Source organism: Hymenobacter mucosus, from assembly GCF_900188255.1.
Taxonomy (GTDB): Bacteria; Bacteroidota; Bacteroidia; order Cytophagales; family Hymenobacteraceae; genus Hymenobacter; species Hymenobacter mucosus.
The window spans coordinates 14,545-37,524 of the sequence record NZ_FZNS01000001.1 but is presented as its reverse complement, the minus strand read 5'-3'; the positions used below and the strand labels follow the sequence as shown (position 1 = coordinate 37,524).

Below are 22,980 nucleotides of genomic sequence, written 5' to 3'. Positions count from 1 at the left end.
ACAAAAGCCCTTGCTACACTGCGTAGTAAGGGCTTTTGTTTGAAACTGACTTGGTAGGACTTGGCTAGTGGTGAAACACTTCAATGCCAACCTCTTCCGCCTCCATAAGAGTATGAGGGTTTAGACTAATGAGCCGCAAACGCTTCGTATCGCCCACCAGCAGCGGATCATATTTGGCCGTTACGCGGATGTAGTTGGGTGTGAAGCCTTCCATCTGCCCATTGGTTACGTCATCCTCAAAGAGAACTTGCGTTTCCATACCCACGTGCTGCTCGTAGAAGTAGCGTTTTTTCTTTTCCGATAAGCTACGCAATTGTGTGGTCCGCTCGTGGCGCACCCGGTCTTGCACCCGGCCGGGTAGCGAAGGGGCCAACGTATTCTCCCGCTCAGAGTATGGAAAGACGTGCAGGTAACTTACATCCAAATCGTTTAGGAACTGGTAGGTTTCCTGAAACTCAGCCTCCGTTTCCCCAGGGAATCCCACAATCACATCAACGCCGATGCAGGCATGTGGCATCACTTCCTTGATAAGCGCTACGCGCTCCTGGTACAATTCCCGGCGGTAGCGGCGGCGCATCAGGCCCAGAATCTTGTTGGACCCCGACTGCAACGGAATGTGGAAGTGGGGCATGAATCGTTTGGAGCGAGCCACGAACCGAATAATCTCATCGGAAAGCAAATTGGGTTCGCACGAGCTAATGCGGAACCGCTCAATGCCATCTACCTCATCAAGGGCCCGAACCAAATCGTAGAAGTTCTCTTTCCGCTCCCGTTCGGGGCCCTGCAAGCCGAAGTCACCCAGGTTTACCCCCGTCAGGACAATTTCCTTTACGCCCGTTGTGGCCAATTCCTGCACGCGCTCTACTACGCTTTGCACTGAGTTAGAACGGCTTTTTCCGCGGGCAAGCGGAATGGTGCAAAACGAGCAGGAATAGTCGCATCCGTCCTGAACCTTCAGGAAGGTACGCGTCCGGTCTCCGTAGCTGTGAGCCGCGTGGAATTCTGTGGCCTCCGATATGGGGGAGGCAAACACGTGGCCCGGCTGTCCGGCGGCGGGCTTCTGAAATCCTGCTAACGTTTCTACCAGCTGAAACTTCTCGGCCGCACCTAGGACGGCGTGCACGCCCGGAATCTCGGCAATTTCCTGAGGCTTAAGCTGGGCATAGCAGCCTACAATAGCAACGAAAGCCTCGGGGTTATGCTTCAAGGCTTCCTTCACTACCTTACGGCACTTGCGGTCAGCATGGTCCGTGACGGAGCAGGTGTTAATGACGTAAATATCGGCTGCATCCTCAAAAGAGGTTTTCACGAAGCCGTGCTCCTCAAACTGCCGACCAATGGCCGACGTTTCGGAGAAGTTGAGCTTGCAGCCCAGCGTGTAAAAGGCAACTTTTCTGGTATCCATAAACAAGACCGCAAAGATACAACGATCAGACGCGAAGTTGTAGGTGCTACCAAGCGGCTTTGCTAGAGAAGTGCCAAGTAGCAGGCTGTGCGCCAAAACGGACGGCTATAACCCAAGAACAAGGCGTATAGTTTAGTGCCAGTGTCTACTTCCCTTGCTTGTTTTTCTAATGCCTAACTCCTTGCACTCCGTTCTACAACTTGTACCTGCCACGTTCAATCAAGCCCAGGAACTCGCCATTATGCAGCCGTTGCCCTCGGAAAAGCTACCCGCCCTAGATCCGTTTCTGCTGCTTCATCATATCGGGCCCAAGGTATTCCCGCCCGACAACGGCGGGTTGCCATTTGGGCCGCATCCGCACCGGGGCTTTGAAACCGTAACGCTTGTGCTAGCCGGTGAAGTAGAACACCAAGATAGTCGTGGCAACCGAGGAATAGTAGGCGCTGGCGGTATTCAGTGGATGGCTGCCGCCCGTGGCATTATTCACGCCGAAAATACTACCCCAAGATTCCGGCGCAATGGGGGCACGTTGGAGCTAGTGCAGCTTTGGCTAAACCTACCCGCTGCCCGGAAGATGGAGCAGCCTCGCTACCATAACGTGCCCGCCAACGCACTCCCTACCAAAGAGCTGGATGCTGGGCAAGGGCTGCTAACAGTGATAGCAGGGCCGTGGGAGGAGTTGCGCGGGCCAGTACACTCCCTATTGCCCCAGTTGCGGCTAGGGCTGATTCGGCTGGCGGCGCTGGGCGCGTATACGCCCGAAGTGCCGGCTGGTCATACCATTCTGCTCTATATCATACGTGGGGAAGTAAGCGTGAACGGCGTATCAGCGCTTGCCCAAACGCTAGTGAACCTTAGCCCCGATGGCAACACTATTCAGCTACGCGCTACTGCTGAGAGCTTGGTGCTGCTGGCTAGTGCACCGCCCCTGCACGAGCCTGTGGTGCAACAAGGGCCCTACGTGATGAACACGACGTCTCAGATTATGGAAGCCATGCGCGATTACCAAATGGGACGTATGGGCGTGTTCATTGCTGAATAGCCTCAGCCCTAATAGTTGCCAGGCGTTTCTGAACAAGCTGCATAAGCGCAGCCAAGCTAATCCGTTGCAACTCGGCAGCCGTAAGAAACGACTGCCAGGGCGCGGCGCTGGTAGCCCGGTAAAACACGGCAGGTAGCGCGTGTGCCAACAAAGATGGGTGCTGTTGCGCTAATTCATTGCGATGGAGAAAGGTAGCACTGACGGGTAGGCTTTGTAGAAACTCTCGCCACTCTGGCCGCATGCGCGCTGCGCCGTATGTGACGGCGCACAGGGAACACGCGTAAGTAGATGGAGATAGAGTCTTGTGTAAGGTATCTAGTAGGCCATTGAGTGCCCCTGCATTAGCGTTGTACACAAACAAAAGTTCTGGAAGGGAAGCCTCCATGCTTTATTTGGAAAGAAAGTCGCCGAATGACTTCTGCTCATAGGCCTGGCCTAGCTGCAACTGGGTAGCGGGTAGGTGCGCAGGCCGCTCAATCACTTGACGCGCTACGTTGTCGTAGGTTACGCAGCCGGTTGGGCTCACTATTCCGAAGCCATCGGTGAAGCAGTAGAATGCGAAACCACCTGGGGCCGCCGCAGGGGCGGGACTTAGCAAGTCCCGGCTCCAGGTAAAGTTGGTGGCAGGTAGCTGGAGCTGGTGTAGCAAGGTAGCCGCTACGTCGGTTTGGCTGCCGATGGTTTCTATGGAGCGCCCTGCCGCGTCAGGACGCAGCGCCCCACCCGTCAGCAACAACGGAATCTGAAATTTCTCCGGAGCGTGGGGTGGCGTATCATTGGGCTGGGCATGCCCGTGGTCGGCCACCAGTACTACTAAGGTAGTGGCCCACCATGGCTGCTGCTGCGCACGCGCCAGAAATTGCCCTAGTACGTGGTCCGTATAATATATAGAGTTGCGAAACTGAGCAGCTTCGTCGGTACCCAGGTAGCGGGGAGGCATGGGCACATCGAAGGGTTCGTGGCTGCTAAGGGTAAACGCCGTCACAAAGAATGGCTGGCGTTGCTGAGGCAGTTCGCGCAGCATTCGGGCCAGTAGCACGTGGTCGTGGGCACCCCATTTGGAGTTTTGCTCCTGCCTGGCAAAATCAGAGCGTTCCGTAAATCGTTCGTACCCTGCCGTTACGAGGTAGCTTTTCATATTGGCAAACGCCAATTCTCCCCCATGGTAGTAGGCTGAACTATAGCCCGCAGCTTTGAGTGATTGACACAAATGAGGCAGCCGCTCCGTTTTGCGAGGATACTTAATGATACTGGTGGCGGGCTGGTTCGGGTAGCCCGACAACAAGGCCACCAGCCCTTTTTGGCTTCGGTCGCCGGCAGCATATAGGTGGCGAAAGCTCACGCCCGTGCGGGCCAGACTATCGAGCGTTGGCGTCACGCCTTGCTCGCCGCCCAGGTGGCCTACTAGCTTACCCGTAAAGCTTTCAAGGATGATAAACAACACATTGGGCCGCGGCGTACGCAACAAGCTAACAGAATCACTACGGGTAGCAGCAGGAGTATACAGCGCCTGTACTACCCGCGTAGCCGTTGTGTCAGGCAAGAACTGGTAAGGATTAGGGCCGGCATTTTGCAGGAATAACGAGTTGACAACGTTCCAAGCAACGTTGACAGCAGCATGATTCGCAAAGGGCCGGTTTGAGAAGTACACGTCGCTCTGGTTGACGGGAATCTGCTGCACCCCACCTCGCAGAGGAAGCACTAATAAGGCCATGTAGAGCACGCCTGCCAATGCAGCCCGGCCGCGTCCAAACCCAGCAGGTAGCACCGGTATCCTACCTACTACCTTCGTGTACAGCACCCATCCTACAACCAGCAGCCCCACCAGGAGCAGAAGCAACAGTGCGACTGGAGCACTACCAGCCGACGCTGCCATTTCTCCTGGCGTATTCAAGTATTGTAAGGGCGTAGCATCAAGCCGGAAGCCCCAAGCCCGGTACAATTCCAGGTCGGCTACGGTCAGCACAGTTACTACAATGGCCGCCACAGCCGTAAAGAAACGGATGAGGCGCTCTAGCGGAAACCGAGGGCCTGCTAAGCTGCCAACAATAAATAGTCCGAAAGGAATAGCACTCAGGTAAGCAGTAGCCGACGCATCAAGCCGGAGCCCATAGCCGAAGATGCTCGCCACAACTTCTGGCAGTAAGCCCTTGGTTTGCGTGCTATGGTAAAGCAGAAACAGGGCCTTGGTAAGGACGAAGTAGATCAGCCAGAATAGAAAGTAGCGCGGCTGAAACGCAAAGCGGTTTCTCACAGCAGCAAAAGTAACGGAACCAACTCCGTAGTTGCTTACGCCCTACGCGCCGATACCTGAAGCAGCACAAAACAGTTACTATATTGCCGACGGCTACTAGTACGACAAGACGCTATGATTCTCTAGCCACCAGCAACAGCGGCAGATAGATGCTACATTTAGCTGTGCAAGATAAAATAGATAGAATATTACGGCAATAGCCTTCTAAAAACAGGGGGTAGCAGTGAAAAAGCCACAGTTTGTCGAAAAGCATGGGTAAAAATTAAAGGCCAGTTTGGAAAATTAAGAGTAGCACCTCTACCTTTGCTCATACTCAACCCCACCGAGTGTCACGCTTACCTCATACATGGCAATTCTTCGCTTTAAAGCTCTCGAATTAGTAGACCAGCGCCAGCCGCTGGCCGTCGACATCACCGGCGAACGTCGTTCCGACGCTTTCGGTAAAAACGTCTTCAACCTCGATGCGATGCGGGCTACCATGCCTGGCGAGTATTTCAAGAAGCTGCAGGCAGCTATCAAGCAGGGTTCTCCTGTTGAGCGCTCCGTAGCAGATGCCGTAGCATCGGCTATGAAGACTTGGGCCATGGCTAAAGGAGCCACGCACTACACGCACTGGTTTCAGCCATTGACTGGGGCCACGGCGGAGAAGCATGACTCGTTCTTCGATCTGAACTCCGACGGGCGTCCAATTGAGAACTTCAAAGGGTCGGCGCTCGTGCAGCAAGAGCCAGATGCTTCTTCGTTCCCGAACGGTGGCATTCGTAACACTTTTGAGGCCCGCGGCTACACTGCTTGGGATCCTACCTCACCTGCCTTTATTATTGAAACAGCCAGCGCCAAAACGCTGTGCATCCCCACAATATTTGTTGCCTACACCGGCGAAGCGCTCGACTACAAAGCACCATTGCTGAAGTCGCTGGCCGCTTTAGAAAAGGCAGCCGTAGATGTGTGCCAGTACTTTGATAAAGATGTGCAGCGTGTACACACTACGCTGGGCATCGAGCAAGAGTACTTCCTGGTAGATAAGGCCCTGTACGCTGCTCGCCCTGACTTGGTAATGACGGGCCGGACCTTGTTTGGTCACGCCCCCGCCAAAGGCCAGCAGTTAGAGGACCACTACTTCGGCTCTATTCCTGCTCGGGTGCATGCCTACATGCTGGACTTCGAAGAAGAGTCTAACAAACTTGGTATTCCACTGCGCACGCGCCACAACGAAGTAGCACCGCACCAGTTTGAGTGCGCTCCTACGTTCGAAGATGCTAACCTCGCTGTTGACCACAACCAACTGCTGATGGACATCATGGAGCGCGTAGCCGACAAGCACAACTTCAAAGTCCTGCTGCACGAGAAGCCGTTCGCGGGTGTTAATGGATCGGGTAAGCACAACAACTGGGCGATGAGCACTGATACGGGTGTAAACCTGTTAGCTCCTGGTCGTCGTCCGAAGGAAAACCTGCAGTTCCTGGCTTTCTTTATCACCACCATCAAGGCCGTACACCGTTACGGAGAGTTGCTGCGCGCCAGCATTGCCTCCGCTTCCAACGACCACCGTCTAGGTGCCAACGAAGCACCGCCGGCCATCATGTCGGTTTTCGTGGGCTCAATGCTGGATTCAGTACTAGACGAACTGGAGCGCACGGCCAAGGTACCCCTCGATAAAGGAGACAACATTTACTTAAAGCTCGGCATCGATAAGATTCCAGCTATTCTACTCGACAATACGGACCGTAACCGTACGTCACCCTTCGCCTTCACTGGCAACAAGTTCGAGTTGCGTGCAGTAGGCTCATCGGCGAACTGCTCGTCGGCCATGACTACGCTCAATGCTATTGTTGCTGAGCAACTTATCGATTTCAAGACATCGGTTGATAAACTCATTGACCAGGGCAAGAAAAAGGAAGTAGCTATTGTAGAAGTTCTGCGCGAGTACGTAATTAGCTCGAAGAACATTCGTTTCGAAGGCAATGGCTATTCGGACGAGTGGAAAGATGAGGCAGCTAAGCGCGGCTTAGCTAACGTACCAACGACACCGCAGGCCCTGGATGCTTTCGTACAAGACGAGGCTGCCGTCCTGTTCGAGCGTCACCACATCTTCTCTCACATTGAGTTGCACGCTCGCCATGAGATTTTGCTGGAGGACTACATCAAGAAAATTCAGATCGAAAGCCGCGTAATGGGTGACTTGGCCGTAAACCATATCATACCTACTGCTGTTGCTTACCAAACCAAACTGATTACCAACATTCGGGGCTTGCGTGAGCTCGGCTTGGATGATGAGAATTCAGAAGTAACGCTGAATACTATTAAGGCTATTTCGCGGCACATCTTCACCATCAAAACCCAGGTGGACGAGATGACCAACGCCCGCAAAGTGGCTAACAAAATTGACGATACACGCGAGCGGGCTGTGGCCTATTGCGATACTGTCAAATCACATTTCGACACCATCCGCCGCTCGGTTGATAAGCTGGAGCTGATGGTTGCCGATGAGGACTGGCCTCTGGTAAAGTACCGCGAACTTTTGTTCCGCCACTAAGTCCAGGGTCAGAATCGGACCGGAGTTGGGTGGGAATTTTCTCCGCGCTCCGATTGTGGAAAAGCCGTTTCCGGGTGGGGACGGCTTTTTTGCATTTATACTTAACGGTGCTTAACAAAAAATGCCTCTACAATGCGTAGAGGCCGTTTTCGTTAGCAGCACTAAGTAGGGCTAAGTACCGTAATGCAGGGACCCGCCCCAAATCCTCCCCCCTTTCCGAGCTGTTGCCCGGTACGTGTGTTGACAGGTTCTTGCTTGTCGACGCCCTGCTATGTGTTGAGGGTGACTGCAAGAGCAGGGCATAGTATTTCTGCTTTTCCGTCACAGCAATGGGGAAAAAGAGTAGATTTGAAACGTGTATGTATGGCTTTGCTGATGGAACCTGACTTGCTTCTTTCCCGCTTACAGACCCTCGGCCAGCGCCTGGAAGAGGCCACGCAGGCGGGCGACGCCGGCAGCGAGAGTCCGCTTGAGCAGGCGCGCGAGTTTCTACTCACCCACTTGCCCCAGCAGGCGTCGGTCCCGTACCGGGCGGATGATCTGCTGGAACTGCTGACGCCCTCGCCCCACATTCACTGGAGTTGGGCCGAGGAGCGGGAGCTGGTGCTGGAGGGTCTGACGCTACTGCATCAGCTCTGGTATCGGTCGGCAATGCTGAACAAGAGGTAACGTATAGCGTCAGCGTGTTTGAGCGGTTTCACCAACTGGTTCCTTACTTGTGCGGTGAACATGTACAAGCACACGCTACAAAAGGAACATTATTACTCTACACAAAGAGCATAAATGAGACAAAGCGCTATAAAGTCAGAGTATAAGAATTCTAATAGATACTCTATGAATGAATGTTCGAAGCTTCAGTACGAAGCTTGGTGTCAGTGACTCAGCCATACGCAACTACATTGATAAGGGCTCAAAACCGCTTGCTGAGTTCGTTGCTACAGTTGCTATTTCAATTGATAAGGTAAACCCCACTTGGCTTCTACTCGGCAAAGGCGAGATGTTATTCAGGTAGCGGACGCGAAGCGGTTGGAAGAGGCTACAGCCTTCGAGAAGGAGGCGCTTCGGATTCAGGTGCAGGATAAGGAGCACATCATCCAGCTGTTGGAAATGCAAGTGAAGAAGTAACCTATTTAGACGCCTGTTTATGAAATTAACATTACGCCGAGATAATGTTATCGCCTCCTATCTGTACTTCGGTCTAACCACACTGAACCTAGCATCTAATTACTACACCTCTTTCAAGCTTATAGTCCTGGTTGTTACTCGTAAAGGAGACAACGTTCTCACTAGTATCGCCTTTGCCATTTTAATTCTAACCCCAGTCTTCTTAGCATGGCTGGGCTTCGGAATCAGGGCAGGTAAACCATATGCCAAGGCGCTGTTTTTAGCCTTCTTCACTTGGAACGTTTACCTCATTCTCCGTCAAGTACCGACTCTGGCGGACAGTGCCCCTAACTATTGGGCTGTGCTTCGCAATCTGCTCTCCCTCATTATACTCTCAATCATCTGCTACTTTCTATTCCGAAACAACTTCACTCACCGCCCCAATGCTTCCATCAAAAACGAGCTACCTGAATAGCTCCTGCCTCATCCAGTTGCTGCAGATGCAGTTGAAGAAGTAAAAAGCAACTCTGGAATAGCGGCACAATGGGCACCATTCGCTTTCCCTCACCAGACCGGTTCATTATTCAATGGGAGAGCGATTCTATCCGTGCTGAGGATAAGCTAGATCCACGCGCTACGACCATTCGCGTAACCTTTACGGGTTCTCTCTAAACACCGAACACTTCTAACGCATTTTCATGCCCCGTTTCTTATCCCTCCTGCTGTTGAGCCTGACGCTGCTCACCGCCGCCTGTAAGAAAGAAGAAAGCAAGCCCAAACCTTCCATCGAAGGCCGCTGGACGCTTAAAGAATTGGTAGACTATGAGTATGACGCCGAGGGCAAGTTGCTGACCCAAAAGTCGGACTCCTCTCCCGCTGCTCTCTATTTTTACACCGTCATTTCCAAGGACTCCATCCTCTTCTACGACGTGAAGGATAACTCCCCGCTGGGCGGCGACAAGCTCACGTACCTGAGTTCCGACACCTTTACCTACAGCTCGGTTACGGTCGTAGTCAAAGAACTCACGGACCATAAACTAGTCTTACGTTATCCTTCCCGGAACCGAACTGCGGGCCGACCCTATCATGAATTCGAGGACGTCTACTCGCGCTAAGGCAGCGTGGCAGCTAGAGGAGCTAGCCGGCGCAGTGCTTTGCTGAGGGTAACAGCCAGGAGAGTCATGCTGCTCCTACAAGCGAGCTATAGTTTCAACCTTTCGAGATATGGCTTATCGCAACACGCGTTTACTACCTGCGCTAGTGCTCAGCGGTTGGTAACTTCCTACGTACGGCACTTACCAATTACCAGATAGCTTCTCTATAGTCAAACAAGAATGTACTGCTAATGAGGACGCGGCCTACTGATATGGGCCTTCTCGGGTACCGCTCGCCACTAACATGTAGCGGGATCTAATATGGGCACGCTCCTATCTCCTTACTATTGTAGCTTACCGTTTGAACAATGCTAGTAGTTGACTTTCCTCGACTCCTAAGGAAAGTCGGTTTATTTTCTTGCTCCTTACTTCAGGTTGCATAGTACAGGCGCAAGTACCATCTGCGGCTGGGCGCAGAAAGGGCGAGGACAAACCAAACCGCGGACTACCTCTATTCGAAGCGCAAACTCTCGATTGGGTCAAGGGCAGCAGCTTTGCTAGCTGGGTAATAACCTGATATGAGCCCTACCAACATGCAAATAGCAATACCTACTCCCATCCATAACCAAGGCACAAAGAAGCCTCCTGCGCCCGGCATCAGCAACGGAATCAGGTTTCCTCCGGCAACGCCTAGTAGTACACCTAGAATGCCTCCCATCAAACAGATGACAATTGCCTCAATAAGAAACTGCTGGCGAATTTGTTGAGCAGTAGCGCCAAGTGCCTTTCGGATGCCTATTTCGCGGGTTCGCTCCGTCACAGAAACCATCATGATATTCATGAGGGCAATACTAGCGCCGAGCAATGTAATGAAGGCTAGCACACTTCCTCCTTTACGCACTTTGCCTGACAGATCATCTAGCTTACCCGCTAAGGATTCGCTGCTTTCTACCTCGAAGCTATCTTCCTGGCCTAGTTGGTCGTGGCGTACGGCGCGCATAATGCCCGTTGCTTCTCCCGTGAGATACGTGAGCATGGAAGGGTCAAGCGTAGCCGTTTTTACGTCGTAGGTAAGGGCCCGCTGCCGGGGTAGTTGATTGCCGGTTTCCAGCGGGATAAGTACCAAACGGTCGGCACCACCGCCACCCATCGTGCTACCGCTCTTCTCCAACTCGCCAATAACCTGAAAACGCCGTCCCAGCAGATAGATGTACTTATCTATGGGGCTTTGGTTTGGGAACAGCTTGTCCTTAATCTCCGTGCCAACGATGGCTACATTGTTGCCCGCATGTAACTCACTAGTGGAAAAGGAGCGGCCCGCACTCAGATTATAGCTTTGAATTAGCAAGTAGTTTTCGTCACCGGCCACTACTTGCATATTGGGGTTGGTTTTTTCCCCGTTCGCCTTCACCTCTACGGCACCAGCTATAAAAGCAGATAGTCCCACCTTGGCATTGTCGCCGAGCCGGTCCTTGTACTGGCGGGCTTGCAAATACGTGAGAACCGGGTACGTTTTGCCCTGCACGCCTCCCCTACGCGAGCGGTTGTTATACCCTTTCGCCTTGATTTCAAACGAGTTAGCCCCTAGGCTAGCGAAGGTGCTATTGAGCTTATACTTCATGGCATCAATGGCAGTGAGAATACCAACTAAGGCCATGATGCCAATGCTGACGATAAGAGCGGTGAGGATAGTTCGCAGCAGGTTGCTGTTAATGGAACGAAACGCCTCTTTGATGTTTTCCAGCAGATGCATAAGGGCGACAGCAAGCAAACGGAGCAAATTATCCTGACCCGGCTGAGGCGGTCCGTGCGGGGCCGCTTGGGCCCTCAGCGAGTCGCGCAAGGTAGGCGGTTTGGACTAAACTGCCGCACAGTTTCGTTACCTTTAGAATCACGGATTAACCGGACGTTGAGGCAAGCACGAGTGGGTTAGTTTTGGGCTTTCGCTCCTTGCGTGGGACCCGGGTTGACAAAAACCTTGCCTTAAATCTTCTTACGTTCTCATATGATACACTTCCCGCGTCTTGTTGCCTTACTGTTGGTAGTAGGAATCTGCTGCGGTCAGCCCCTATCGGCTTGGGCCAACCATATTCTTATCCCGATGGATAACACCCAGAAGGAGCACCTGAAAGCGTATGGAGCTGCCTACTGGCTCCTGGGCAAGCAGGTGGAAGTAGACTGGCTCCTGAACTACCGCGGTGGGGCCTTCGCCTGCGACGTAGTGCAAGGTGCGGAAAACGAGTTGGCCGTGCGCGGCGTGACGTACCAAGTAATTTCCGAGGCGCAGTACACCGGCATCCTCTCGGAAATAGCTGACCCGAACGCTAACATGGATGTGATGAAGCTGGAGAAGGTACCCAAAATTGCGGTGTACACGCCCAAAGGCAAGCAACCTTGGGATGATGCGGTAACCATGGTGCTCACCTACGCCGAAATTCCCTACACAGAAATTTACGACGACGAGGTATTGCGCGGCGACCTACCGAAGTACGACTGGCTTCACCTTCACCACGAAGACTTTACGGGCGAGTATGGCAAGTTCTACCGCAACTACCGCAACCGCCCCTGGTATCAGCAGCAGCAGCGCGATGCTGAGGCAGCTGCCAAGCGAAATAACTTTGGAAAAGTAAGCCAGATGAAGGGAGCCGTGACGGTAAAAATGCAGGAGTTTATTGCCGGCGGCGGCTTCATGTTTGCTATGTGTTCGGCTACTGACTCCTACGACATTGCCTTGGCTGGCTTGGGCCTTGATATGGTCGAGAGCATGTACGATGGTGACCCGGCCGACCCAGCCGCTCAGAGCAAGCTCAACTTCAACCGCACCCTGGCATTCCAGAACTTCCAGCTCGTGCGCGACCCATACGAATACGAGTACTCCGACATTGACATGCAACCCCAGGAACGCGGGGTGTACGAGGATAATGATTACTTCCAACTGTTCAACTTCTCGGCTAAGTATGACCCAGTGCCCACCATGCTTTCTCAGAACCATGAGCGCACTATCAAAGGGTTCATGGGGCAGACCACAGCCTTCCGGAAGTCTCTGGTGAAGGCTGACGTGGTAGTAATGGGTGAGAACAAGGCTTCTGGAGAGGTACGCTATATGCACGGCACCTTGGGCAAAGGCACCTGGACCTTTTATGGAGGCCACGACCCCGAGGACTACCAGCACATGGTAGAAGAGGAGCCTACCGACCTAGCCCTGCACCCTAACTCGCCTGGCTACCGTTTGATACTGAACAATATCCTGTTTCCGGCAGCCAAGAAAAAGAAGCAAAAAACCTAGGCTCCTTCGCGTGTGTAGCCTTCCCAACGCCTCTGCCTTCGCTGGTAGGGGCGTTTGTCATTGAAGCGCAGCGGAGTTCTTTCTCGACAGTACGTGCATCATTAGCTAGACAAGGGACGTACCCAGTACCTATTGCATGCCTTTCCTCGCCCGGCCGGTGGCCAGAAACATCTTGTATGAATTCAGAGCACATCAATTACAGCCTATCAGCCAGCCAGGAAGAACCGGCGGCTGTAGAAGAAATAGCCAACCCCCTACCGCGTGCCGTACTGCGCCTCAGCAACCATGCGCTCCTGGACGGACAATGGCATTTTGCCCTTGATCCTGACGATAGAGGCTTGCGCGAAGGGTGGTACCTCGGCCACGACTATGAATACGTAGCGCAGTGGCCGGGCTCCATTGAAGCACACATGGCCGAGGCTCGCGGCCAGGCCCAGCCTACCGCGTGGCAAGATAAAGTAGTGGCTTGGTACGAGCGAGAATTTACGCTTCCGGAGGTAGAAGAGCCCCTGCGTCGATCCATGCTCCAACTCACTTTCGGGGCCTGCGGCTACGAAACCCAAGTCTGGCTGAACGGACGACAGTTGCGCACCATTGAAGGCGAGGATGTCCACTACGGAGAATACACCTCGTTTTCCTACGAGTTACGAGAAGAAAATCTCCACTTAGTTAATCGGCTTACAGTGCGGATTGCCGATACCATGGATGCCGAAATCACCCGCGGCAAGCAAGAATCGCACATTTATAAGCGCGGCGGAATCTGGTACCAGACGTACACCGGCGCTGTGCGTAGCGTGTGGCTGGAAGTGGTAGAGCGCAACCGACTCCGCTCCCGCCTCGGGGTCGACAGCATCATTGAAGACCACCTGGTTCGATTCAACTTCACTACCCGCATTCACGACCCAGGCTGTTATACGCTTCGGCTGAAAGTAACGGAACGCGGCGCCCCCAAAGGTTCTCCTCCCCTATATACCTCTGAGTTTCCACTACGTCTGGAAGCCGGGCAAAAGCAGCAGCGCGTCATTTTGGAAATGCCCGATGCCAAGCTATGGTCCCCTGAAACGCCCAACCTGTACTTGCTGGTTGCCCAACTAGTGGATTCGGAAGGCTACGAAGCGCAAATCGAAACGCATTTTGGGCTGCGCAAGATAGAGTCCCGGGGCAAGCACGTGTACCTAAACAATGAACCCACGTATCTTGATGGCATCCTCTATCAGCCGGGTACGGCCACATACGAGGAAATGCAGCGCCACATGCACGCCATGCAAAAGCTGGGCTGCAATATGGTGCGCGTACACATTGCTGGCATCGACCCGCGCATCTATAATTTGGCTGATGAGTTGGGGCTGCTCTTGTGGGTAGAAGTACCTAGTCCCCATACGTCAAGCACCCGGAGCCGGCAGAACCACCGCGACGAACTACTCCGCCTATTGGCACTTATTGAGTCACATCCCTCCGTAGTTATTTGGAGCTTATATAACGAGGATTGGGGCTGCCAAGATATTGCCACCAACCCCGAGACACGACGCTACATTGTGGATACTTACCACTATATGCAAATTGAGCACCCGCAGTTTCTGGTAGTGGACAACGACGGCTGGCAGCATATCTCGCAGGAAGGCCGCTTGAAGTCCGATTTGCTTACGGCTCACCTCTACACCCCTGACCTAGGCCGCTGGCAAGACTTGCTTGACCGGCTTGTGCGAGGTGAGCTAGTAGGAGTTGCTGCTTTCCCGCTGGTAATCGGCGACGCCTTCTTCTATCGCCGTCAAAAGCCCCTTATTGTAAGTGAATGGGGCGGATTTGGCTTCGCCGACTATGGTGGGCCCCAGGAAGGAGAAGAGCGAACCAACCGCATTCGTGCCTTCAAGCAGGAACTGCGCCGCCGGCCTATTGCCGGCGACGTGTACACGCAAGCCACCAATATCGAAGATGAGCGCAATGGCGTCATCGACCCGCACACTGGCGAGCTTACCGTCCCCCCCGGCCTGCTAAACTCCCGTGACTTCTCTCCGGAGGAATAGTATTTTTCTAAAGCAGCACCAGCGCCCCAGCGCAGTAGTTGTAAAAGCAAGGTCCTACCTGAAAGTCGGGTGGCAACCACTCTTTTTGCAACTACTGCGCTCGGGCGATGTCGGCTTTTGTCGAGGCTTTTCTTATTTGGGAAGCCGGATGATTTGCTGAGCCAGCGCTGGTAGGTCGGCCGTTTTATCGGGGTCGGTTTCGAGAGTCACTTGTACCATCACGGGCTGGCCCTTGGCAATGCCGTACGCTACCAGTTCATACGTCATGCCCCCCGCTTCGGTGGGGTAGCTCAGCCGATAGCCTTTCGCGGGCGTTTCCAGAATAAAGCACTCAAGCGGCTGCTTTTCCGTGTGCTTATGCTTTTTTTCAAGCTGTCGCACAAATTGATCAGGAAAGCCTTTCAGCATCGGGTAATCTAGGTACATCCACGTCAGCTGCATTCCTTGGCAATGCACTTGGTACTTATTGTCGGGGGTGCAGCCGCCCGGCACCACTAGGTCAATACCGCAGAAGTTCACTGCAGGAGGGGCATCTGGGGTTGGGGCTTGTGCCAGCGCTAGCACTGGACTTACTAAAGTCAACAGCAGTAGAAGTTTCTTCATTCGGGAACAAGTACAGTGAGGGAAGAAGCGAATATATCATTGCTTTCCATAGAACAGTACTTTTACTGCTGGGTATGTGTCCCATTTGAAGAAAATTTTCCCAAGCTTCTCTTTGCTGTAGCTCATGCTATCAGCCCTGGTATCACTCCCTAGTCTCTTTGCACGAGCAAGGGGCGTAGTCCTGGTGCTACCCCAGAACTACGCCCCTTGTTCCTGGCAGTCTCTTGACTACTACTAGTGCATCCGGTCGTCGCGGACGGGTAGGTTGGTGATGATCTCACCTTCAATCTTGAGTAGCTCCTGCAGGCGCACGTCTACTTCCTTCGGGTCGCAATATTCTTTGGCTAAGTCCACGTAGCTCACAAAGTGTCCTGCCTCCGACACCATCAGTTCATAGTAGAACTTGGATAGCTCGGGGTCAGGAATATGCTTCCACAAAAGCTTGAACCGCTCACAGCTGCGGGCTTCAATCAGGGCACTTACCAGCAACTGGTCCATGAGCTGCCGTTCGCGGGCTCCACCTTTGCGCACGTGGGTCATCAACTGCACCACGTACTCGTCGCGGCGCTGACGACCCAGTTCGTGCCCGCGCTTGCGCAGCTCTAGCAGTACCCGCTCAAAGTGGGCCCACTCCTCGGCTACCAGAAGTGTGAGCTCATCCACGAGGCGCGTTTTCTCGGGATACTTTACAATTAGGCTAATGCCTGTGCTGGCCGCTTTCTGCTCGCAGTAAGCATGGTCAACGAGAATATCCTCTATGTTTTTGCTGGCAATATCTACCCACCGCGGGTCAGTATTGAGCTTGAGCTTGAGGATGGTTTTTTCTTTGCCTTCGGGTTGCATGTGGCTAAGCGAATGGTAATGGGCCAAGTAGGCTTCAGGCGGGGTTTCTGCTAGCCCCCGTAGCAAGCTACCAAGTGATTAGTTGAAGAACTGCCAACGGATGCCGAATTGGAACCGTCGGGGTAGCCCAGTATAGTACGGGGTGGTGTAATAACCGGACTGCGGAAGAAACTGGTTGATGTACGCCATCTTGAGAAAGATGCTCAGTGTCTTGATATCGGCACTCAGGAATACGTCTACCAGAGGCGTGTTGCGAATGGTGAAGTAGTCCTGCAGATAAAATTGCTGCGTGCTGGGGCTGTAATTGTAGGCTTTCCAGCGCGACTGGAAGTAGGTCTGCATTCCTACCTGCCCGAACAGAGCACGCTTGAATACGTAGCCCTGGTAGTAAATCCGCGACTCGGCCACTAGCGCTGGGATGCGCAGGGCTTTGTCTTCGCCAGCCCCGGCGGTGTAGGTTGCTTGATTATCGAAGTAAAAATGCCCTACGTGAAAGCGGTGGCGCAGAGCCGCAATGAATAGCTGTTGGTTGTTGGTCGAGTCGGCTTGGGCTGGCACGCCGTACTGGTTATAGTACACCAAGTTTCCGATGCGCGCTGCCGTGCCCGATGCCTCCAAGTATTGCCCCCCCAGTTGCTGGCTAATGCTCACGCGCAACTGCTGCACATTGGTGTTGCGGAAGGCAGTTGCACCCGTGTTATCCCAAGCGTAGTGGTTGCCGCTGAAACGCTGCTGCGTGAGGGTGGGCGAGTAGCTGTTCAACAGCAGTTCACCCACCAATGGTCCCAAGCGAGCAGCCCCGCGTAGCCAGTACTCAGTTTGGTCAAGCTGGGCCGAGGGCTTTAGCTCTCCAGCCGTTTCAATGGCGAACTGCCGGTAGCTGAAAGCGGCCGTACCACCCACAAACAGCTGCAAGGTGTCGATGTTGAAAGCGGTTACTTCCACCCCTTCCGTGCTGCCCTGCCGATACTGATCGGTGAGGGTGAGGTAGCGCTGACGGCCGTACAGGCGATATTCTACCGCGGCCGTCCGCCCCATAAGGCCCACAGTATTTTCTACCTGCCGCATCGTGGTCCGGTCATCGGTAGCCACGTTGCTGACTAAAAATTGCGGATAGAACAGTGGGGTACCACCGGGAGATTCCAACTTCGTATCCACGTATTTATTCTGCTGTCGCCGCCAGTCGAAGGTGTGATACACGGTGAGGCCACGGCCTAAGAGGCGATAGGTATGCGTCAGCCGGAATTCATCCCGGTCGTCGCGGTTAAGAGCATTGGTTAGGTTGACTACTTCCCGCTGGTACTCGAAGAGCTTACTTAAGTCGGTGCGCCCATTTTCCAGGGTGTCACTAGCCAAGGGCTGAATGCCACCCTGTTCAACTGCCCGATGCCGCGACGTATTCAGGTTGGCGACCATGTGATAACGGTCGTTTGGCGACTGGTAACGCACAAACAACAGGAAGTTGCTGTGCTCTACCTGCGACGACCTAGTGTTCGAGACGGCTAGGGCTTTATTGGCACCAAACCGCTCGTAGGCAAAGCCCACGTTGAACGCCTTCTTGAGGCTCCGCGTGTAAGACAGTTCAAATACTTGCTCGTAGGGATTTCCCTGATTAAAGCGAAAGAAAGTATAGGGCGAGCGAGTATCGTAGTAAGGAATGGTGGCCGAATTACGGGTGTACCGGTCGAATACGTTGCGACCCAGGCGGGCCCCCAACTCTAGATTAGGCTGCCAGAGCAACGGACGAGCAGCAGTGCCGAAGTTGCCTAGGTCTTGGTAAAACGTGGAGTCGTGCACCCAGTAGCGCACCTGCGGGAGGCGAGTAAGCGTGGTATCAATCATGCGCCCCACCGTATCCTGGCGTAGCACATCGGCCTCCCGAATGATGAAGGTGGTGCGGGCACCGTAGCGGTTTTTGGTAGAGTCGTCGAGCACCTGGGCGCGGGCATTGGGCAAGAGCCCCAGCAGCAGCAGCAGCGTAGCCCCAACAGCTAGGCCCTGGCGGTACATTCTCGTCAGCCAAAAGGTGGGCACCACGGCCCGAAGAAGCGAAATCAATAGCAAATCAGACAACAGCGTGGGGCTGAAAGTAGGGCATCAGCAGTTCGGGCAGACGGACGGCACCATCAGCAAGAAACCGGACGTGAATGGGGAGGTAAAATAGGGGCAACCGAGCGACTACGGCCGCTAGCGCAGGTTCGCGCAGGCGGGCGGCGTCTTTCTCCGTAGTGAAAACGCTTTGTCCAGGTTGTAATTGCGCAGCTACCGCTTCTAGCTCTGCCACACTAAAGGTATGATGGTCAGAAAAGCGGGCGTGCTGTACAATCCGGTAGCCCGCCGTTTCGAGGAACTCACGCAAGGGAGCAGGTTGGGCAATGCCAGTGAGTAGCACTATTTCCTTGCCTTCTGCCGGGGCGTTGGCAGCTAGCGGCACCGGCGCACCGTATTCGTAAGTTGAAAAAAGCACCGCAGTAGTGGGCCGGGCGTAGCGCCGGATGCAGCGCGTCATTTCCTGGCGCTTAGCTTCCGACAGTGTTGGCTCACACTTCGTTACAACAACCAAGTCGGCCCGGCGGGCCCCGGCACGGCGTTCCCGTAGGCGCCCGGCGGGTAGCACAAAATCTTGGTAGAAAGGTCGGGCCTGTTCCGTAAGCAGAATGTTGAAGGAGGGTTGTACCCGCCGGTGTTGGTAGGCGTCGTCTAGCACCAGAGTGCTGGTTGCAGGCGCGTCTCGCAGCAGCTGACGAATGCCTGCGGTACGGTCCTCACATACGGCTACCGGCACGCTCCCTTGGAAGTGGCGCCATTGCTGCAGAGGCTCGTCGCCTATTGTGGCGGCCGTATCGGCGGCGCTGGCCAGGCGGTAGCCCTGGGTACGACGCCCATAGCCCCGGCTCAGCATGGCCGGGCGCTGCCCCTGGGCTAGCAGCCAATTCACTAGCCACGCTACGTGGGGCGTTTTGCCGGTGCCTCCCACCCGCAGGTTGCCCACATTGATAACGGGCACCTCCGCAAAGCTAGTTGAGGGTTTAATGCCCGTGGCATATAGCCCATTGCGCACGGCCATCACTGTGGCATACAGCCAGCTGAATGGTAAGAGCACAAGCGTGAGCAGAGAAGGCATTGCAGGCAAAGAAGCGACGGGAGCCGCAAAAATAGCGGGTTGCGCAAAGCTTCCGGCGGGTTGCCCTTACATATTGCGCAAGAAGCTCGTTAGAGGCAGGCATAAAAGCTCCTGAAAAGCCAGATATTTGCTTCACTTCATGGCCTAATCAGTTTCCCGATTTTTCTCCGCTACTGCAGTAGCCCGGCTGTTTGAAGGTAGTATCTGCATGGAAGTATATCAGCTCCTCAGGAGAGGAGAATACCACGCTGACTTTTGCGAAGATTTCAGCGTGGTGCAGCCAATGGGCAGCGGCCGTTGGCTATGCGCCGTGATGGACGGCTGTACGATGGGGCGAGAAAGTCATTTTGCCTCTACCCTGGCGGCCAAAATCATTCGCAAAGTGGTGAAGGAGCGGCAGTACCAGCAATTTCACGAAGATATCTCAGCTACCTCCGTGCAGCAGGAACTGGTTGAGATTATGGCGGCCCTGTTTGGAGAATTTCAGCAGGCGCGTAACTACCTGCTGCTCGACACCAACGAATTGCTGACGACCCTGGTCATGGCGCTGCTCGACCAAAACACGGGGGAGGTATATGGGTTGGCAGTGGGCGATGCTACCGTGGCCATTAATGAGCGTATCACCCGCTTTGAGCAGGACAACCAGCCCGACTACCTAGCTTATCATTTGGGCCAGCACTTTGAAGAGTGGCTGGCTCAACACAAGCAGTCATTCCACTCCACTTCCTGCACCAACCTGGGCCTGGCTACTGATGGCATCGACAGCTTTCAATCGACCGATTCCTCTCCTTCCGACACCCGTGCTATTGCGCACTATCTCTTGGTAGATGACGAGCTTACTGAGCGCAGTGAAATGTTGAACATCAAGCTTAAACGGCTAGAAAACAGGTACTCGCTTGTACCTATGGACGACTTGGCCGTGGTTAGAATTAGGCTGGTTTGAATGGGCACCACCTGAGACCTGCCCCGTACAAGCAGTTCCACTCTGCTCCCTACCTCTATGTTCGCCGACCGGCTCCTACACTTCCTAACGCAATTTCCTACCCCGGCTACGCCGCTACCGGAAAGCGTGCATGCTTACAGTCCATACCAAGAGTCTACCCCACGGGAGCTTTTTTGGCAATTTGCTCAGCGCTACTACACCGGCAACCAACCCCGGGTGGCGCTCTTGGGCATTAACCCTGGCCGTCTCGGCAATGGCCGCACTGGTGTAGCCTTCACGGACCCCGTAGCCCTAACTACGTGGGGAATTGCCAACGACTTGCCGCGCCGACGAGAACCATCGAGCGAATTTGTGCAGGCCGTTATTGAAGCCATGGGCGGGCCACAGGCCTTTTATCAGCATTTTTTTCTGGGCTCACTCTACCCTCTGGTGCTCCTGCGTGAAGGGCTAAACTATAATTTCTACGACTCCCCGGCCGTGACGGCGGCACTCTGGCCCAGCATCCAGGACTCGGTGCGGCGTCAGGTGCATGAGGTGGGACTGGCCCAGCACGCGGCCATCTGCCTTGGCCGCCGCAATGGACAGTACTTCACTAAGCTAAACAACGAGCTAGGCTTATTCCAGCAAATCCACATCCTTGACCATCCTCGGTTTTTGATGCAATACAAGCGGAAGGCATTGGCCGAAAACGTGGCTCACTATGTGGAAATTCTGCAGAGTACACTGCTGACAGGCGACGATAACACAACGCGAACCAGCCGTACTGGTTAGGGGGCTACTCCTGCCGCGCCAGCCTTCTATTTCCTTTACCACCTTTGTGTCGTCTTTCACCTAGTATAGTAGTGATGCCCACTGTTCAAGACTTAGCCCGCGTGCTCGAGCGCGCTGCTCCCCTCGCCTACCAAGAATCGTATGACAATGCCGGCCTGCAATGCGGCGACCCCCAGATGGAGGTGCGAGGCGTACTTATTGCTCTCGACTGCACGCTAGCCGTAGTAGATGAAGCGGTACGCCGGGGCTGCAACGTGGTAGTGGCCCACCACCCGGTGGTATTTCGCCCCCTCAAGCGCCTTACGGGAGCCAACGAGGTAGAGCAGACCCTCATCAAGGCCATCAAGCACGACGTAGCCATTTATGCCGCCCATACCAACCTCGACAACGTACATCAGGGCGTAAACCGAAAGCTGGCCGAGAAACTGGGCCTCCAAAACCTGCGTATCCTCGACCCCAAAACAGGTATTCTGGGTAAGCTTGTGACGTACGTGCCCCACACGCACACCGAAGCTGTGCTGCATGCCCTGTATCAGGCCGGTGCGGGCCAGATTGGTGACTATTCTGACTGTAGCTTCCGCATGGATGGCACCGGAACATTCACGCCTGGTGCCAGCACCCACCCCCACACCGGCACGCCCTTGCAGCCAGAGACTACCCACGAGCAGCGCGTGGAGGTACTGCTGCCGTTGCACCTACAACGCGCGGCCTTGCGGGCACTGCGCCAGGCTCATCCCTACGAGGAAGTGGCCTACGAACTGCTAAAGCTAGAAAACGAGCACCAAGGTGTCGGCGCGGGCATGGTAGGCGACCTACCCGAACATCTGAGCCCACAGGAGTTCCGGCAGCGGCTCCGGGCCGCCCTGGGCGTGCCCGTAGTAAAGCACACCGATTTTGGGCAACCCATCACCCGCGTTGCACTTTGCGGCGGGGCGGGCAGCTTTCTGATTGGCAAAGCCCGCGCCGCTGGTGCCAACGCCTACGTAACCGGCGACCTGAAATATCACGAATACTTCCAGGCAGAAGGCCGCCTGCTCCTCTGCGACGTTGGCCATTTTGAGAGCGAGCAATTCACCGGCGAAATCTTTCGGGATTTGCTTGCCGACAACTTTGGGAGTACTTTTGCGCTCTTAACTGCTGAGACCCTCACCAACCCCGTCCGTTATGATTTCTAATCCCTCCACGGAAACTCCCGTTTCTAGCAAGCTGGAAGCCCTTCTGAACCTGCAGCGTATTGACTCGCAGCTCGACGAAATCCGGCGCGTACGGGGCGACCTGCCCGAAGAGGTGCGCGACCTGGAGGACGAAATTGCCGGCTATGAAGTACGCGTGAGCAAGTTCGACGAAGAAATTGCCGCCCTCAACGACCAGATCAAGCAGCGCAAGCAAGCCGCCAAGGATGCGGATGGCCTGATTAAGCGCTACGAAGAGCAGCAGCAGAACGTACGCAACAACCGCGAGTACGAGGCTATTGGCAAGGAAATCGAGCTACAGAAGCTTGAAATCCAGATTTCTGAGAAGAAAATCAAAGAAGCTCAGTACCAGATCGAACTCAAAAATACCGACATCGCCGGCACCAAGCAGCGCCTCGAAGACCGTAAAAAGGACCTCGAAAACAAGAAAGGCGAGTTGGACGTCATCGTAAGCGAGAGTGAGGCCGACGAGAAGAAGCTGATGGATGAGCGCGGCGGCGCCTCCCAGCCCATTGAGGAACGCCTGCTGACGGCTTACACCCGCATCCGCGGCAACGTACGCAACGGCCTGGCCGTGGTAACGGTAAAGCGTGATGCCTGCGGCGGCTGCTTCAACACAGTACCTCCCCAGCGCCAAGCCGACATCATTGCCCACAAGAAGATTATCGTATGTGAGCACTGCGGCCGCGTGCTGGCCGATGTGGAGGCCCGCAACGCGTAGCAACCACTTCCTGACCCTTTAAAAAGAACGGCCTCGC

20 protein-coding genes are annotated in these 22,980 nt (G+C 54.5%); 12 read left to right on the top strand and 8 right to left on the bottom strand.

Going from position 1 to position 22,980, the window contains the following annotated elements; all coding sequences use genetic code 11:
* Positions 1-64 precede the first annotated feature (64 nt).
* On the bottom strand, positions 65-1,405 hold the full coding sequence (mtaB, locus tag CHB83_RS00155) for a tRNA (N(6)-L-threonylcarbamoyladenosine(37)-C(2))-methylthiotransferase MtaB (protein ID WP_089331260.1): 1,341 nt from the start codon (positions 1,403-1,405) through the stop codon (positions 65-67).
* A gap of 169 nt (positions 1,406-1,574) precedes the next feature.
* On the opposite strand from mtaB, the gene CHB83_RS00150 reads away from it, so the two are divergent.
* Positions 1,575-2,447, top strand: coding sequence for a pirin family protein (locus tag CHB83_RS00150; RefSeq protein ID WP_089331259.1), 873 nt, complete (start codon positions 1,575-1,577; stop codon positions 2,445-2,447).
* Here the strand turns inward: CHB83_RS00150 and CHB83_RS00145 are convergent.
* Together CHB83_RS00145 and CHB83_RS00140 are read right to left on the bottom strand one after the other, a co-directional pair.
* The gene (locus tag CHB83_RS00145) at positions 2,434-2,832 is read right to left on the bottom strand and encodes a hypothetical protein (protein WP_089331258.1); all 399 of its coding nucleotides are present in this window, start codon (positions 2,830-2,832) and stop codon (positions 2,434-2,436) included. The genes CHB83_RS00150 and CHB83_RS00145 overlap by 14 nt on opposite strands.
* Positions 2,833-2,835: 3 nt before the next feature.
* On the bottom strand, positions 2,836-4,701 hold the full coding sequence (locus tag CHB83_RS00140; RefSeq protein ID WP_089331257.1) for an LTA synthase family protein: 1,866 nt from the start codon (positions 4,699-4,701) through the stop codon (positions 2,836-2,838).
* A gap of 346 nt (positions 4,702-5,047) precedes the next feature.
* Between CHB83_RS00140 and CHB83_RS00135 the strand changes: the two genes are divergently transcribed.
* The 5 genes from CHB83_RS00135 (at position 5,048) to CHB83_RS00120 (ending at position 9,456) form a co-directional block, all read left to right on the top strand.
* Positions 5,048-7,237: a glutamine synthetase III family protein gene (locus tag CHB83_RS00135; RefSeq protein ID WP_089331256.1), complete on the top strand. Its 2,190-nt coding sequence runs from the start codon at positions 5,048-5,050 to the stop codon at positions 7,235-7,237.
* 375 nt (positions 7,238-7,612) lie between these two features.
* Positions 7,613-7,906 (top strand): hypothetical protein, encoded by a 294-nt coding sequence (locus CHB83_RS00130; RefSeq protein ID WP_089331255.1) that lies wholly within the window; start codon positions 7,613-7,615, stop codon positions 7,904-7,906.
* A gap of 303 nt (positions 7,907-8,209) precedes the next feature.
* Positions 8,210-8,362: a hypothetical protein gene (locus CHB83_RS23715; RefSeq protein ID WP_161806862.1), complete on the top strand. Its 153-nt coding sequence runs from the start codon at positions 8,210-8,212 to the stop codon at positions 8,360-8,362.
* A gap of 19 nt (positions 8,363-8,381) precedes the next feature.
* Complete coding sequence (locus CHB83_RS00125; RefSeq protein ID WP_089331254.1) at positions 8,382-8,816, top strand: hypothetical protein; 435 nt, start codon at positions 8,382-8,384, stop codon at positions 8,814-8,816.
* Between the two features lie 223 nt (positions 8,817-9,039).
* Positions 9,040-9,456 carry a hypothetical protein gene (locus CHB83_RS00120; RefSeq protein WP_045689460.1) on the top strand — a complete coding sequence of 139 codons (417 nt, stop codon included), beginning with the start codon at positions 9,040-9,042 and terminating at the stop codon, positions 9,454-9,456.
* Between the two features lie 490 nt (positions 9,457-9,946).
* On the opposite strand, the gene CHB83_RS00115 is transcribed toward CHB83_RS00120, so the two are convergent.
* Positions 9,947-11,188, bottom strand: coding sequence for an ABC transporter permease (locus CHB83_RS00115; RefSeq protein ID WP_045689459.1), 1,242 nt, complete (start codon positions 11,186-11,188; stop codon positions 9,947-9,949).
* A 252-nt stretch (positions 11,189-11,440) separates the two neighbouring features.
* Between CHB83_RS00115 and CHB83_RS00110 the strand changes: the two genes are divergently transcribed.
* A complete protein-coding gene (locus CHB83_RS00110; protein ID WP_394340132.1) occupies positions 11,441-12,721 on the top strand; it encodes an asparagine synthetase B in 1,281 nt (426 codons plus the stop codon).
* A gap of 176 nt (positions 12,722-12,897) precedes the next feature.
* Positions 12,898-14,745, top strand: coding sequence for a sugar-binding domain-containing protein (locus CHB83_RS00105; RefSeq protein WP_089331253.1), 1,848 nt, complete (start codon positions 12,898-12,900; stop codon positions 14,743-14,745).
* A gap of 132 nt (positions 14,746-14,877) precedes the next feature.
* On the opposite strand, the gene CHB83_RS00100 is transcribed toward CHB83_RS00105, so the two are convergent.
* From CHB83_RS00100 to lpxK, 4 genes are all read right to left on the bottom strand, one after another.
* A complete protein-coding gene (locus tag CHB83_RS00100; protein ID WP_045687514.1) occupies positions 14,878-15,348 on the bottom strand; it encodes a hypothetical protein in 471 nt (156 codons plus the stop codon).
* A 234-nt stretch (positions 15,349-15,582) separates the two neighbouring features.
* Positions 15,583-16,191, bottom strand: a complete 609-nt coding sequence (gene miaE, locus CHB83_RS00095) for a tRNA-(ms[2]io[6]A)-hydroxylase (protein ID WP_045687513.1) — start codon at positions 16,189-16,191, stop codon at positions 15,583-15,585.
* Between the two features lie 78 nt (positions 16,192-16,269).
* The gene (locus tag CHB83_RS00090; RefSeq protein WP_179225415.1) at positions 16,270-18,264 is read right to left on the bottom strand and encodes a putative porin; all 1,995 of its coding nucleotides are present in this window, start codon (positions 18,262-18,264) and stop codon (positions 16,270-16,272) included.
* Complete coding sequence (lpxK, locus tag CHB83_RS00085) at positions 18,257-19,315, bottom strand: tetraacyldisaccharide 4'-kinase (RefSeq protein ID WP_089331251.1); 1,059 nt, start codon at positions 19,313-19,315, stop codon at positions 18,257-18,259. The genes CHB83_RS00090 and lpxK overlap by 8 nt, the downstream gene beginning before the upstream one ends.
* Positions 19,316-19,523: 208 nt before the next feature.
* Between lpxK and CHB83_RS00080 the strand changes: the two genes are divergently transcribed.
* The 4 genes from CHB83_RS00080 (at position 19,524) to CHB83_RS00065 (ending at position 22,943) form a co-directional block, all read left to right on the top strand.
* A complete protein-coding gene (locus CHB83_RS00080) occupies positions 19,524-20,258 on the top strand; it encodes a protein phosphatase 2C domain-containing protein (RefSeq protein WP_045687510.1) in 735 nt (244 codons plus the stop codon).
* A gap of 57 nt (positions 20,259-20,315) precedes the next feature.
* Complete coding sequence (locus CHB83_RS00075) at positions 20,316-21,029, top strand: uracil-DNA glycosylase family protein (protein ID WP_045687509.1); 714 nt, start codon at positions 20,316-20,318, stop codon at positions 21,027-21,029.
* A gap of 74 nt (positions 21,030-21,103) precedes the next feature.
* Positions 21,104-22,204 (top strand): Nif3-like dinuclear metal center hexameric protein, encoded by a 1,101-nt coding sequence (locus CHB83_RS00070; RefSeq protein WP_045687508.1) that lies wholly within the window; start codon positions 21,104-21,106, stop codon positions 22,202-22,204.
* Positions 22,194-22,943, top strand: coding sequence for a zinc ribbon domain-containing protein (locus tag CHB83_RS00065; protein WP_045687507.1), 750 nt, complete (start codon positions 22,194-22,196; stop codon positions 22,941-22,943). Before CHB83_RS00070 ends, CHB83_RS00065 begins: the two co-directional genes overlap by 11 nt.
* The last annotated feature ends 37 nt before the right edge of the window (positions 22,944-22,980 follow it).

Coding starts and splice junctions, on each gene's coding strand:
- CHB83_RS00080 (WP_045687510.1), top strand. CDS start 19,524: ATGGAAGTATATCAGCTCCTCAGGAGAGGAGAATACCACGCTGACTTT.
- CHB83_RS00120 (WP_045689460.1), top strand. CDS start 9,040: ATGCCCCGTTTCTTATCCCTCCTGCTGTTGAGCCTGACGCTGCTCACC.
- CHB83_RS00075 (WP_045687509.1), top strand. CDS start 20,316: ATGTTCGCCGACCGGCTCCTACACTTCCTAACGCAATTTCCTACCCCG.
- CHB83_RS00110 (WP_394340132.1), top strand. CDS start 11,441: ATGATACACTTCCCGCGTCTTGTTGCCTTACTGTTGGTAGTAGGAATC.
- CHB83_RS00100 (WP_045687514.1), bottom strand. CDS start 15,348: ATGAAGAAACTTCTACTGCTGTTGACTTTAGTAAGTCCAGTGCTAGCG.
- mtaB (WP_089331260.1), bottom strand. CDS start 1,405: ATGGATACCAGAAAAGTTGCCTTTTACACGCTGGGCTGCAAGCTCAAC.
- CHB83_RS00070 (WP_045687508.1), top strand. CDS start 21,104: ATGCCCACTGTTCAAGACTTAGCCCGCGTGCTCGAGCGCGCTGCTCCC.
- CHB83_RS00150 (WP_089331259.1), top strand. CDS start 1,575: ATGCCTAACTCCTTGCACTCCGTTCTACAACTTGTACCTGCCACGTTC.
- CHB83_RS00145 (WP_089331258.1), bottom strand. CDS start 2,832: ATGGAGGCTTCCCTTCCAGAACTTTTGTTTGTGTACAACGCTAATGCA.
- lpxK (WP_089331251.1), bottom strand. CDS start 19,315: ATGCCTTCTCTGCTCACGCTTGTGCTCTTACCATTCAGCTGGCTGTAT.
- CHB83_RS00130 (WP_089331255.1), top strand. CDS start 7,613: ATGGAACCTGACTTGCTTCTTTCCCGCTTACAGACCCTCGGCCAGCGC.
- CHB83_RS00135 (WP_089331256.1), top strand. CDS start 5,048: ATGGCAATTCTTCGCTTTAAAGCTCTCGAATTAGTAGACCAGCGCCAG.
- CHB83_RS00115 (WP_045689459.1), bottom strand. CDS start 11,188: ATGCATCTGCTGGAAAACATCAAAGAGGCGTTTCGTTCCATTAACAGC.
- miaE (WP_045687513.1), bottom strand. CDS start 16,191: ATGCAACCCGAAGGCAAAGAAAAAACCATCCTCAAGCTCAAGCTCAAT.
- CHB83_RS00105 (WP_089331253.1), top strand. CDS start 12,898: ATGAATTCAGAGCACATCAATTACAGCCTATCAGCCAGCCAGGAAGAA.
- CHB83_RS00125 (WP_089331254.1), top strand. CDS start 8,382: ATGAAATTAACATTACGCCGAGATAATGTTATCGCCTCCTATCTGTAC.
- CHB83_RS00065 (WP_045687507.1), top strand. CDS start 22,194: ATGATTTCTAATCCCTCCACGGAAACTCCCGTTTCTAGCAAGCTGGAA.